Annotated in this window: 10 protein-coding genes and 1 riboswitch; of the genes, 2 read left to right on the top strand and 8 right to left on the bottom strand. The window is 66.2% G+C overall.

All coding sequences use genetic code 11. From position 1 onward, the window contains the following. Positions 1 to 6: 6 nt before the first annotated feature. The 4 genes from O5K31_RS10735 to O5K31_RS10720 all read right to left on the bottom strand — a co-directional run bounded on the left by O5K31_RS10735 (position 7) and on the right by O5K31_RS10720 (position 4,806). Positions 7 to 1,101 carry a branched-chain amino acid aminotransferase gene (locus O5K31_RS10735; protein ID WP_269713595.1) on the bottom strand — a complete coding sequence of 365 codons (1,095 nt, stop codon included), beginning with the start codon at positions 1,099 to 1,101 and terminating at the stop codon, positions 7 to 9. Positions 1,102 to 1,122: 21 nt separating this feature from the next. Next, the gene (locus O5K31_RS10730) at positions 1,123 to 1,497 is read right to left on the bottom strand and encodes a hypothetical protein (RefSeq protein WP_269713594.1); all 375 of its coding nucleotides are present in this window, start codon (positions 1,495 to 1,497) and stop codon (positions 1,123 to 1,125) included. Positions 1,498 to 1,819: 322 nt separating this feature from the next. Further along, positions 1,820 to 3,202, bottom strand: a complete 1,383-nt coding sequence (locus O5K31_RS10725; RefSeq protein WP_269713593.1) for a DUF4861 family protein — start codon at positions 3,200 to 3,202, stop codon at positions 1,820 to 1,822. Beyond that, entirely contained in the window at positions 3,199 to 4,806 is a 1,608-nt protein-coding gene (locus O5K31_RS10720) for a pectate lyase (RefSeq protein WP_269713592.1), read from the bottom strand. Before O5K31_RS10720 ends, O5K31_RS10725 begins: the two co-directional genes overlap by 4 nt. 256 nt (positions 4,807 to 5,062) lie before the next feature. Between O5K31_RS10720 and O5K31_RS10715 the strand changes: the two genes are divergently transcribed. Continuing rightward, positions 5,063 to 6,688, top strand: a complete 1,626-nt coding sequence (locus O5K31_RS10715) for a family 43 glycosylhydrolase (protein ID WP_269713591.1) — start codon at positions 5,063 to 5,065, stop codon at positions 6,686 to 6,688. Here O5K31_RS10715 and O5K31_RS10710 read toward each other — a convergent pair. Both O5K31_RS10710 and O5K31_RS10705 read right to left on the bottom strand, forming a co-directional pair. Beyond that, the gene (locus O5K31_RS10710; protein ID WP_269713590.1) at positions 6,685 to 8,067 is read right to left on the bottom strand and encodes a glycoside hydrolase family 47 protein; all 1,383 of its coding nucleotides are present in this window, start codon (positions 8,065 to 8,067) and stop codon (positions 6,685 to 6,687) included. The genes O5K31_RS10715 and O5K31_RS10710 overlap by 4 nt on opposite strands. Before the next feature lie 37 nt (positions 8,068 to 8,104). Further along, complete coding sequence (locus tag O5K31_RS10705) at positions 8,105 to 8,503, bottom strand: PAS domain-containing protein (RefSeq protein ID WP_269713589.1); 399 nt, start codon at positions 8,501 to 8,503, stop codon at positions 8,105 to 8,107. Between the two features lie 207 nt (positions 8,504 to 8,710). Here O5K31_RS10705 and O5K31_RS10700 point away from each other — a divergent pair, with 207 nt between their 5' ends. Then, positions 8,711 to 10,111, top strand: coding sequence for a methyl-accepting chemotaxis protein (locus O5K31_RS10700; RefSeq protein WP_269713588.1), 1,401 nt, complete (start codon positions 8,711 to 8,713; stop codon positions 10,109 to 10,111). Positions 10,112 to 10,117: 6 nt separating this feature from the next. Here O5K31_RS10700 and trhA read toward each other — a convergent pair whose 3' ends face one another. Further along, positions 10,118 to 10,786 carry a PAQR family membrane homeostasis protein TrhA gene (trhA, locus tag O5K31_RS10695; RefSeq protein ID WP_269713587.1) on the bottom strand — a complete coding sequence of 223 codons (669 nt, stop codon included), beginning with the start codon at positions 10,784 to 10,786 and terminating at the stop codon, positions 10,118 to 10,120. Between the two features lie 88 nt (positions 10,787 to 10,874). Further along, positions 10,875 to 11,393, bottom strand: coding sequence for a bifunctional adenosylcobinamide kinase/adenosylcobinamide-phosphate guanylyltransferase (cobU, locus tag O5K31_RS10690; protein ID WP_269713586.1), 519 nt, complete (start codon positions 11,391 to 11,393; stop codon positions 10,875 to 10,877). Between the two features lie 34 nt (positions 11,394 to 11,427). Next, positions 11,428 to 11,620, top strand: a riboswitch (cobalamin riboswitch). The last annotated feature ends 98 nt before the right edge of the window (positions 11,621 to 11,718 follow it).

The following is an 11,718-nucleotide window of genomic DNA, read 5'->3' as shown; positions in this document are numbered from 1 at the left end:
CTGGGCCTAGTCGACCTTGCGCACCCAGTCATGGGTGTCTTTGGCCCGGCCGCGCTGGATGTCGCTGAGCTCCTGGCGCAGGCTTTCGGTCTGGGCGCCCGAACCACCGTTGCCGATGGTGAAGTCGCCGTTCGCCGATTTCACCTGGCCGATGGGCGTTAGCACCGCCGCCGTGCCGCAGGCGAAGGTCTCGCGCAGCTTGCCGCTGGCCGCGTCCGCGCGCCACTGGTCGATGGAGTAGGGCTCCTCGCGCACGGTCAGGCCGCGCTCGCGGGCCAGGGTGATCACCGAGTCGCGGGTGATGCCTTCCAGGATCGTGCCGCCGGTGGGCGGGGTGAGCATGCTGCCGTCCTCGAACACGAAGAAGACGTTCATGCCGCCAAGCTCCTCGATCCAGCGGCGCTCCGCCGCGTCGAGAAATACCACCTGGTCGCAACCATGCTCATAGGCTTCGGCCTGGGCGATCAGGCTGCCGGCGTAGTTGCCGCCGCACTTGGCCGAGCCGGTGCCGCCAGGCGCGGCGCGGGTGAAGTCCTGCGACACCCAGACCGAAACGGCCGGGGCTTTGTTCTTGAAGTACGCGCCCACCGACGAGGCGATGACCATGAACAGGTATTCGTGCGACGGACGCACCCCCAGGAACGTCTCGTTGGCGAACATGAAAGGGCGAAGATAGAGGCTGCCTTCACCGTCCGGAATCCAGGCGCGGTCGATGTCGACCAGCTGGTCGATGGCCTCGATGAACAGGCTTTCCGGAAGCTCCGGCATGGCCATGCGCTTGGCCGACCGGTTGAACCGCTTGGCGTTCTCTTCCGGGCGGAACAGCACCGCGCCGCCGTCCGGCGCGCGATAGGCCTTCATGCCCTCGAAGATGGTCTGCGAGTAGTGCAGCACCGCCGCCGCCGGATCGAGCGAGATCGCGGCGCGAGGCTCGACCTTGGCGTCGTGCCAGCCTTTGTCCAGCGACCAGCGGATCGTCACCATGTGGTCGGTGAACACCTTGCCAAAGCCGGGCTCGACGAGGAGGGCGGCGCGGTCGGCGTCCGAGATCGGATCAGCCCGGCGCTGAATGGTGAAAGCGGGCGTGGGGCGGTTCAACATGGTCGTCTCCGGATCGAAGGACTAGGCAATGGCGCCAGCGGCGCCGGGCATCAAGCCTTGGCGTTGCAAGAATGCCGTTTGGCGGCGGCGGCGGACGTCGTGGAGCTGGCTCATCAGCAGCACCCCGCGGCTATCGAAGGCCCGCAATTGCAGGGTCTCGGACAGGGGTGAGCCCTGCGCCGTCTCATCGAAGATCAGGTCGCGCAGGGGATGAAACGGCGCCTGCCCGTCGAAGCCCTTCAGCAGCGCCTTGGCCAGGCCCTGATGGGGCGCGGAGAACACCGTCGCCTCCAGGCGCACGGCATGGCCCGCCAGCTCCTCGCGGACCAGGGTTTGCGCGAAGGCCGCGGCCGCCCGGCGGGCCGTGGTGGATGAGACGGGATGCAACAGGTTCATGGATCAGGTTCCTTTTCTGGATTTGGAACCGACCGACCGCACGACAAAAAACCCCGCGGAGCATGTGCTCTGCGGGGTCCTAGATCTTGCGATCTGGTCGGCGGTCTTAAGACGCGCGCGTTCGCCCCACAGGTGCAGGCATAATTACCAGTACGAGCGAAGTGGCGGAGACGCGCGGAGCCGCAACCTGGGCCGAGAGGCCAAGGGTGAGGGCGCCAGTGATGTCGTGCGCGATGCGCATATCGACGAACGTCTCCAAAACGAGCGGCTCTTCAATGGCCTCGTTTCGGGCCGCAGGCAAGCCCCGCGGCCCGATCGGAGATCACTTGGCCTTGCTTTCCAGCGCCGCGCCGCCGAAGCGCACCGGGCTGTTGTACTCGCGCGCCTTGACCGCGACGTAGTCGGCGAAGGCCTCTTGCGTCTTCAGCACAGCGCCCTCGCTCCAGCCGGCGGCCAGCATGTACTCGTACTTGCCGTCGGCGGTTCGCGGCAGCTTGAACAGGTGGTTGCCCTGGCGCTCGGGGCTGAAGACATAGGTCGCCTTGGCGGCATCCTTCACCACCAGGGCGCTGCCCGCATAGGCGACCATCAGGTCGGTCTGGAAGCTTTCGCGGTCGTCCGGATTACGGATCGCCTCGGGCGCGGCCGAGACGACGGTCCCGCCCTTCTGCACTAGGAACTTCTCGTTCGGCCGCTTGCGGATGCCGACGCCAAAGGCCGCTCCGGGGGTTTTGCTATCGAACTGGTCGAACTTCACCCGGGCGGTGGTGAAGTTCTCGCCGGCATAGGCGGTGTACTCCTGGGACAGAGCGTAGCGGCCGTGGCCGGTGTCCCAGTTCATGGTCTTAATGCGGATGATGCTGCGCGCCGGGCCGTTGGTGACCACCTCGAAGGCGTAGCGCGTATCAGCGCCCGAGCCGGCGTTGAAGCGGGTCTTGCCGCCGTGCCGGGGCGTGAAGCGGGGACGGGAGACCTTGTTGGGATCAGCCGGGTCGTCGAACATGCCGACGCCGCCGCCGCCCATGGAATCGGCCACGTCCATGATGTCCGAGCCCAGTCCCATATCGACCTGACCGACGCCGTAGCCGTCCAGGTTCTCCATATAGAGCCGACGCGACATCAGCTGCGGCGTGCGCTTGCCATAGACATCAATGTCGGTTGGGTACCACAGCTTCCAGCCGACGTTCTCGGACTCCCAGAACGGCACCTGGTGGCGCATGTAGCTGCCGATGGCCGCGTGGCTGCCGTGGGCGTTCCAGCCCCGGTCCTGGTGGCCCAGATAGATGTAGACCGTCCGGGTCTCCCTGGGCTTCAGGTCGGTCATGAAGAACAGCTCGTCCCACAGGCCGTCTTTGTCCAGGTCGTCGAACTGGTAGTGGACCCAGCGGCCGTTGGTCTCGGCCCGGATTTCATGCCCGCCCTGGACCGCCAGATGCGCCACCGACGGCTGCGGGCGGCCGGGCAGGGTGGGATCGACCACGGTGTAGGACAGCTCGTGCAGGTCCGGCAGGATTCCCTCCAGTTGCTGGCGGGTGATGATCACCGGGTTGTTCTTGCGCTCGACGTCCAGGTCGTTGACCAGCTTGATCGCTACCCGTTGCGCGGGCGACCAGTCGCCCTGCACATACCAGGGGGCATCGGCGGCGACCGCCTGAGTCGACAACGCTGCGCCGCAGGTCAGGGCGATGACGGCGAGGGTCTTCATCGGCGGGTCTCCAGGTGCTGGATCAGGATGCTCATGTTGCGGATGTAGGCGCCGGTCGAGATGCCCATCGGCCCGTGCGGCTCGGTAAAGGGTGAGGTGTCCCATTCATCCCCGACCTGACCTCGATCCTTGAAGCCGGGCGGGGGTTGGGCGGGACCGTCGCCCTTGTAGGGATGGCTCGTGGTCTTGAGCTCGACCGGCCAATAGCCCTCGGCGTTCAGCCCAGCCAGCAACTCCACGACTCGCCGGTCGTCCGCGGCCCGGCTGCTGGTCGTATCCATGTTCAGGTCGGACCCGACGATGTCGTGGGTGATGAAGAAGCGGGGCAGGGGACGCGGCCCCTTGGCCTTCAGCACCGAGTTCTTCGACGCGATCTGTGGCGGCGTGGCGGCCAGCTTGCGGTAGCGCGCCCACAGCCCGTTGGTGTTCGGACGGCGCTGGCCCATCTCGTCGCCCTTGGGCGGGCCGACATAGTACTCGCCGTTCTGGGCGTTCGACCCGCGCCGATGGACATGGATCGGCGTGTTGGTCTCTGGGTCGTAGTGGGTGAAGTGCGTGCGGCCGTCCGGCGTGTGCTTGGCCCTGGGCAATTCGATGCTGTCCAGCCAGGTCAGGGCTTCGGGGATACGCGCCAGGTATTTGGTCTCGCCCGTCAGTTCGTAGAAATCCATCAGGTTGGAGATGTTCGCCGCCGTGGTGTGGGTGGCGATGGAGCGCGGCTCATAGGTGCGCGCGCCGGCCGGCTTCAGGTCCACGGTGTACTGCAGCGACCAGCCCGGCGTCGGCTGGCCGTGCTGGCTGGCCACCACCACGTTCATGGCGCGGTTCAACGGGTCCAGCACGCGAGCGTCGCCCAGGGTCTGGTAGATCAGCAGCAGGAAGCCGACATTCTCGGTCAGCACCTCGTCGTTGAAGGTGACATAGCCGGTGTAGTCCGGCTTGCCGTGGTTGCTGAACTCGCCCATCCGCGGATAGCGCTGCGGCCAGCCGCCGTTCGGATACTGGCTCTCGACGATGAAGCCGACGGCCTTCTCAAGCGCCGGCCGCCAGCGCGGATCGCGCTTCTCCAGATAGAGCCGCAGCAGCAGCTTGCCGGACTCCACCGTGGCGTGATCGTCGAAGGTGGCGTTGCCGTAGTAGTGCTGGAATTCCTCCAGCCGCCAGCCGTTCTTGCCGATGGTCTCGTACCAGTCGCGCAGCGACGCTTCGCCGGCGAAGTCGATAATGTAATTCCAACCGCCGGTCGGGTGCTGTCCGAAGATCAGCGCCTCGGCGGTCTTCTCCGCGGCGGCGTAATAGGCCTCGTCGCCCGTGGCGTGATAGGCGTCGAGGAATAGCTGGCCCATCTCCGGGGTGCCCGGCGCCTGGGTCCAGATCATGGTCGGCTTAGCCTCCATCTCACCCCAGCGGCGCGAGAAGTCGGGCAGGTAGGACCAGACATAGCCGCCGTTGGTCGCCACCTTGTCGGTCATGAAGGCGGTGGCTCGCTTCATCGCGGCGGTGACGTCGCGTCGGCTCGGAGCGGTCGTGGGAGACTGCGCCAGGGTCGAGCTGGCCAGCAGGAAGGCAAGGGCGCTCCCCGCCGCAAAACCGCGTCGCAACATGATCGTTTCCTCCGCGGCCGCGCTGGTCGCGGTCCTTTTGTGCAGTCAGGAAACCTGCCTTCCGGGAGGCGGGTCAAGAAGATTTTGACACCGGTAGCATTGCGCGGCGCCAACGCTGGCCATACGATTGGTACCGGTACCTTTTCCAGCAGTGTGAAATGGTATGCTGAATGGCGGTCGACCCTTGGGCGGGGCGGCCGCAGCGGTCAGCGGCCGTTAGAGCCGCCGCCGCCGGAGGAGCCCGGAGACGTAACCCATGACGAATCTCACGCGCCGCGGCGCATTCGGCGCGACCCTTCTCGGCGCGGGGGCTGCGGCCCTGACGCCCGCCATCGCCGACGCTCAGACGGGTCTCGGACGCCTGCCGGGCAAGGCGCCGGGCGGCCCTCAATGGGGCAAGACCTTCGAAGGTCAGCGCAAGGCGGATCTGGGGAACGGAATGTTCCTCAATCCCATCATGGCCGGCGACCATCCCGACCCGTCGATCCTCAAGGACGGGAAGGATTACTACATGACCTTCTCGTCGTTCGACGCCTATCCGGGCGTGCCGATCTGGCATAGCCGCGACCTAGTCAACTGGGCGCCGGTCGTCACCGCCCTGACCACCAATGTCGGCTCGATCTGGGCGCCGGAGCTGATCAAGCACGACGGCCGCTTCTACATCTACCTGCCGGCAAAGTTCCCGGACAACAACACCAGCTACGTGATCTGGGCGGACAAGATCGAAGGCCCGTGGAGCGAGCCCATCGACCTGAAGCTGCCGCGCTACATCGACCCGGGCCACGCCGTCGACCCGGATGGCGTGCGCTGGCTGTTCCTGTCGGGCGGCGACCGCATCAGGCTCGCCCCCGACGGTCTGTCCACCGTCGGCAAGCCCGAGCACGTCTATGACCCCTGGCGCTATCCGGACGACTGGGAGGTCGAGGGCTTCTCTCCCGAAGGCCCCAAGATCACCAAGCATGGCGACTACTACTACCTGATCACCGCCGTGGGCGGGACGGCGGGTCCGCCTACCGGCCACATGGTCATCGTCGCGCGGTCGAAGTCGCTCGCCGGACCCTGGGAGGATGATCCGAAGAACCCCGTGGTCCGCACCGAGGACAATTCCGAGATGTGGTGGTCGCGCGGTCACGCCACCCTGGTCGAGGGGCCGAGCGGCGACTGGTGGTGCGTCTATCACGGGTACGAGAACGGCTATTACACCCTGGGCCGCCAGACCCTGCTGGCCCCGGTCACCTGGACCAAGGACGGCTGGTTCACCGTCGGCGGCGGCGACCTCTCAAAGCCCATGCCCAAGCCCAAGGGCGGCGTCGCCGGCCCGCACGGCATGGCCCTGTCGGACGACTTCTCCACCGACAAATACGGCATGCAATGGAACTTCTTCGATCCGGGCAAGGACGAGCAAAAGCGCATCAGGCGCGCTGGCGGCGTGCTGGAGCTGACCGCCACGGGCGAGGCGCCGTCCACCTCATCGCCGCTGATCTTCATCAACGGCGACCACGCCTATGAGATCGAGTGCGACATCGAGATCGATCCCGGCGTCCGCGCCGGCCTGATCCTGTTCTACGACCGCAAGCTCTATTGCGGGCTGGGCTTCGACCCGAAGAACTTCGTCACCCACCAGTACGGGATCGAGCGTGGCCGGCCCGCCAATCCGCACGGCTCACGGATGCTGATGCGTCTGCGCAACCTGCGCCACATCGTCAGCTTCCATACCAGCAGCGACGGCGGAAAGACGTGGAAGCGCTTCGATCGCGGCATGGAGGTCAGCGGATACCACCATAACGTCCGTGGCGGTTTCATGATGCTCAAGCCCGGCCTCTACGCCGCCGGGGAGGGCAAGGCCCGCTTCCGCGATTTCAAGTACCGCGCCCTGGACTAGGCCTTCTTGAACCCGCGCAGGATGTTGGCCTCGGTGCTTAGCTGCAACTGGCCATAGTCGATGCGCGGGCAATCGGCGAACATCAGGTAGTAGTATTTCATCTGCTCGGACCACCAGTAGCCGGGGCAGTTGTCGCCCTGCTTCATGGGCCGCGTGGTGATGTCGGCCAGGGCGGTGTAGCCATAAGCCGCCCGGCTGGTGGCCTTCATCTGGCGATAGTGGATGGCCGTCAGCTGGCGGTACCGCTCGTCGCGGTCGCCCAGCCACAGGTTCAGGCAGGCGTCGGGATATTCCGGGCGCAGGCCGGTGTGCTTGCGGCGCGGCTGGCGGGTGGCGACGTCGATGGATTCGGGGATGATCCAGAAGGTCGCCTGCATCTCGGTGAAGGAGGCGAGGTAGTCGTCGCCCTCCGTCTTCCTGCCCACCTGACCCAGCAGGCCCGCCAGATAGGCGGCCAGTTCGCTCTGGGCGGTGGATGTCGTCTCGCCGGTCTCGAAATCCACCTGCGGGAACCACAGCCGCCCGTCAAAACGCTTGGCCTGGTGCTTGAGGATCGCCTCGGTGGTCTCCAGCGACCAGCGGCGGCAGTCCTCGTCGCCGAACAGCTCCCAGGCGTCCCACAGATATTCGTAGAAGCTGTCGGCATAGACATCGATGCTGGCGACGCGGCTGGTGAACTCACCAATCTCGGCATGGATGTTGGCCGCCATCAGGCCGATCTTCGACCGGCGGTCCAGCGCGTGCTTCATGGCCCGCTTGGCCATGTCGAAGTATTTCGGGTCCCCGGTCAGGCGGCTGAGCACCCCGAACTCGGTGATGTAGGTGCCGATCTCCGCCAGGTTGGTCATCGGATCGCGCACCGCCCCCGTGCGCAGGTTCACATAGCGCCAGGGCAGGCCGTGGGGCGAGGCGTCGAACGCCTTGGCCAGCCGGTCGGCCAGGTCCTTGGCCTTGGCCAACAGCACCGGGTCGCCGCACGCCAGGTGCGCCGAGATCAGCCCGCCCACCAGCCGGATGTTGGTCTCGAACACCTGGGCGTCGCCATCGACGTCAAAGGACAGCGACGTCTTCACCCAGTCGACGCCCTGCTGGAACTCCTCGTCCAGACCCATGATCCACAGGGTGTCCAACGCCTCGACCAGCGACAGGCCCAGGTCGTGTCCCTCGATGAAGAAGGATCGCGAGGTCCCGCTGACGGGATTGATCTCGTCCTTGCCCCACGCCTTGGCCACATATTGGCGCCAGGCCCACTGGAACTCGGACTTCACGTCCGCGCCCAGGGCGGCCCAGTCCTCGGACGAGGCGGCGAAGGCGGGCGCGGCGCTCGACGCGGCGAGCAGGGCGAGGGCGTGGCGGCGGGTGAGGGGACTCGGTTTCATGCCGCGAGCTTAGGCGGCGATCCGACCCCAGGCCAAGCTAGTCCCGCTGCTTTGGCCGCCCGCGGGTGCGCGGCGCCTCGCGCTCGATCGCGACGGCGCCGACCAGGCGGCCGTCGGCGTCCATGATGGGGAACATCTTGATGACGCAGCGATAGGGCTCGCCCGACTTGCGGTAGTTCAGCAGGGTCGTCTCGTGAGGCTTCCCCTCGCGCAACGCCTTGCGGATGTCCGCGCGCGCCGCGGCGCTGGTCTGCGGCCCCTGGAACATGCGGGGCGACCGCCCCATCATTTCAGCCAGACTATAGCCGCTCATGCGTTCGAAGGCGGGATTGGCGTAGGTGATGCACGGCCCATCCTCGTCGATACGACCATCCGTAACGACCACGCCGTAGTCGGCGTCGTGGGCCAAGGCGGTGACAAGATCAGCGAACGACATGACGTGTGGGAACTACGACAACTTGCTAAATTAAGAAATCGTAACTGTCACCTTACCGCTCAAGTCCTTACCTAAAGCTATCGCAGGTTGTGGATAACGTTGATATCGAGGGTGCGGGGCGGTTAATTAGGGTCTTGTTAACGTCCTGGGCCTCAGTAGCCAGCGTCAGGACGCCGTACCCCGGCGCTGGCTAAAGGAAGCTTGCAGATGGCGTTGTTCGGAAAGGGTCGCGGTCAATCCGATCTCGTCGCCCGTCTGGCTGAGCTTGAGGCGACCAACACCGCCATCGACCGCTCGCAGGCCGTGATCGAGTTCAAGCTCGACGGCACGATCCTGACCGCCAACAAGAACTTCCTCGACACCATGGGCTACGCCCTCGACGAGATCGTCGGCCGTCATCACGGCATGTTCGTCAGCAAGGCGTACGGCCAGAGCGCCGAGTACAAGCAGTTCTGGGCCCGGCTGGCCGATGGCGAGTACTTCTCCGGCAAGTTCCAGCGGGTCGGCAAGGGCGGCGCGGAGGTCTGGATCCAGGGCGCCTACAATCCGATCTTCGACGCCGACGGCAAGCCGTACAAGGTCATCAAGTTCGCCAACAACATCTCCGACGTCGAGGCCGAGCGCGTGCGCAATGACGCCGAGCGCCAGCGTTCGGAAGCGGAGCAGGAACTGGTGGTGACCTCGCTGGGCGAGGGCCTCAGCCGTCTTGCCGCCGGCGATCTGACCGCCGATATCCGCGCCGCCTTTGACGGTCGCTACCAGCGCATCAAGGACGACTTCAACAAGGCCGCCGCCAGCCTGCGTGAGGCCATGAGCGGCATCGCCGCCACGACCAGCGGCCTGCGTCGCGGTTCGGACGAGATCGCCACCGTCACCGATGACCTGTCGCGCCGCACTGAACAACAGGCCGCGCGCCTGGAAGAAACCGCGGCCACGCTCGACGAACTTACCGTCACCGTGAAACGCAGCGCCCAAGGTGCGGTCCAGGCCTCCAGCGCCGCCACCGCCGCCCGCTCCGATGCCGAAAACTCCGGCGCGGTCATGCGCGAGGCGGTCAACGCCATGGGCGAGATCAAGCAGAGCTCGGGCCAGATCGGCAACATCATCGGCGTCATCGACGAGATCGCCTTCCAGACCAATCTTCTGGCCCTGAACGCCGGGGTAGAGGCCGCTCGCGCGGGTGACGCCGGTCGCGGTTTCGCCGTCGTGGCCTCGGAAGTGCGGGCTCTGGCCCAGCGCTCGGCCGATGCCGCCAAGGAGATCAAGACCCTGATCGCCAACAGCACGGCCCAGGTCGACCGCGGTGTGAAGCTGGTCGCCGACACAGGTCAGGCGCTCAGCGGCATCGTCACCAAGGTCGCCGAGATCGACGCTCTGATCTCCGAGATCGCCGGCTCTTCGCAAGAGCAGGCCACCGGGCTTAACGAGGTGAACTCCGCCGTCAACGATATGGACCGCGTCACCCAGCAGAACGCCGCCATGGTCGAGCAGGCCGCGGCCTCCGCCGGCAGCCTCAAGGGCGAGGCCATTGAACTCGCCGCCTTGGTCGGCAGATTCCAGACCGGTCAGGAGAGGCCGGCGCAGGCCCCAGGGCGACGCGCGGCCTGATCGGTCTTAGTGCTGGCTGGCCAGGACCACGCCCAACAGCACCGCCACATAGTGCAGGCAGGCGCCGCCCACCACGTGGCCGTGCCAGATCGCGCGGCGGAAGCGCAGGCGCTTCATCAGATAGAAGATGACCCCGGTGGAGTAGATCACCCCGCCAAGCGCCAGCATCAGCATGGCCGGCCATGACAGGCCCTGGATCATCGGCTTGATGGCCACCAGAACCAGCCAGCCCAAGGCGAGGTACAGCACTACCCAGAAGCGGCGATCCAGTCCGGTCATGAACAGCTTGCCTAGCGCGCCGACGCCAGCGATCGTCCACACCGCCACGGTCATGCCGACCGACCAGGCCCCGGTCAGATTGTGCAGGGTGAAGGGCGTGTAGGAGCCGGCGATCATCAGGAAGATGCCCGCATGGTCCAGCCGGCGAAGTGTCGGCCGCCATTCCGGCTTGGCGAAGTTGTAGGCGGTCGAAAAGCCCAGCATGCAGACCAGACCGACGGCGTAGATCGACACCGCCACGATCTGGTCCAGCGATCCGCGACCCACCGCCAGACCCAGCAGGATGCCGCCGCCGAACAGCGCCAGCACCAGGCCGCAGATGTGGACGATCAGGTCGGCGCATTTGGCGCCAGGCGTGGGGTAGTGGCGGGCCGGCAGGGTGGAAGGCAGGGACATGCGGGGGACTCAACTCGGAAGGCGGTCGTCTTCTTACACGTCACTCTGGACCTTTTTGCGACGCGGTAAAGCGATCGCCGTCAAGGATTTAGCCCTTGAGGGTCAGCGGCAGGCCGGCTGCGACGAAAATCACACGCTCGACGGCCTGCGCCAGCCGTTGATGCAGCCGCCCGGCGTCGTCGCGAAACCGCCGCGCCAGCGCGTTTTCCGGGACGATGCCCAAGCCCACCTCGTTGGACACCAGCCATAGGGGGCAGGGGGCCTTCGCCACCGCTTCGACCAGCGCATCGGCCGCCGCCTCAACGTCTTGCTCGGCCAGCATCACATTGCTCAACCACAGGGTCAGGCAGTCCACCACGGCGATATCGCCGGCCGTCAGCCGGGCGAGGGCGGCGGGCAGGTCGTGCGTCGCCTCCACCGTGGTCCAAGCCCCGCCACGATCCTCGCGGTGCCGGGCGATGCGCTGGGCCATCTCGTCGTCGAACGCTTGAGCGGTGACGATCATCACCAGCCGGCCGCCATGCTCGCGGGCCTGTGTCTCTGCGGCGGTCTGGGCGAGGGCGCTCTTGCCCGAACGGGCGCCGCCAAGGACGAGTGTCGCTTTCATGACGTCAGATTGACCGGTTGCGCCGCAGCATAGTAGGGCTTGTTCCGCGACAGGTTCCCCGAGCGATCGGGGATGAAAAGGGAACTCGGGTGTGAAACCCGGGCTGCCCCCGCAACTGTAAGCGGCGAGCCTGCGCGTCATAAGCCACTGGACCTCGGTCTGGGAAGGCGACGCGCAACAGGTGATGACCCGCGAGCCAGGAGACCTGCCTGCCGCAGTCGTTCTTCGAGCCGCCGGGGTGCGCGGTCCGAACGGGTCTTCCCGCGTGACGACAACACGAAAACCTGCGCCGTGCGCGGGCGTTGTCGGCTGTCCGGTCTTCGTC

Source organism: Caulobacter sp. NIBR2454, assembly GCF_027474405.1.
In the GTDB taxonomy this organism is placed as follows: Bacteria; Pseudomonadota; Alphaproteobacteria; order Caulobacterales; family Caulobacteraceae; genus Caulobacter.
Note: the sequence above shows the minus strand (reverse complement) of the source record. Positions and strands in the feature narration are given on the sequence as shown.

Excerpts from the sequence above, each read along its gene's own strand:
- cobU (WP_269713586.1), bottom strand. The coding sequence starts at position 11,393 with ATGAAAGCGACACTCGTCCTTGGCGGCGCCCGTTCGGGCAAGAGCGCC.
- O5K31_RS10710 (WP_269713590.1), bottom strand. The coding sequence starts at position 8,067 with ATGAAACCGAGTCCCCTCACCCGCCGCCACGCCCTCGCCCTGCTCGCC.
- O5K31_RS10720 (WP_269713592.1), bottom strand. The coding sequence starts at position 4,806 with ATGTTGCGACGCGGTTTTGCGGCGGGGAGCGCCCTTGCCTTCCTGCTG.
- O5K31_RS10730 (WP_269713594.1), bottom strand. The coding sequence starts at position 1,497 with ATGAACCTGTTGCATCCCGTCTCATCCACCACGGCCCGCCGGGCGGCC.
- trhA (WP_269713587.1), bottom strand. The coding sequence starts at position 10,786 with ATGTCCCTGCCTTCCACCCTGCCGGCCCGCCACTACCCCACGCCTGGC.
- O5K31_RS10705 (WP_269713589.1), bottom strand. The coding sequence starts at position 8,503 with ATGTCGTTCGCTGATCTTGTCACCGCCTTGGCCCACGACGCCGACTAC.
- O5K31_RS10715 (WP_269713591.1), top strand. The coding sequence starts at position 5,063 with ATGACGAATCTCACGCGCCGCGGCGCATTCGGCGCGACCCTTCTCGGC.
- O5K31_RS10735 (WP_269713595.1), bottom strand. The coding sequence starts at position 1,101 with ATGTTGAACCGCCCCACGCCCGCTTTCACCATTCAGCGCCGGGCTGAT.
- O5K31_RS10725 (WP_269713593.1), bottom strand. The coding sequence starts at position 3,202 with ATGAAGACCCTCGCCGTCATCGCCCTGACCTGCGGCGCAGCGTTGTCG.
- O5K31_RS10700 (WP_269713588.1), top strand. The coding sequence starts at position 8,711 with ATGGCGTTGTTCGGAAAGGGTCGCGGTCAATCCGATCTCGTCGCCCGT.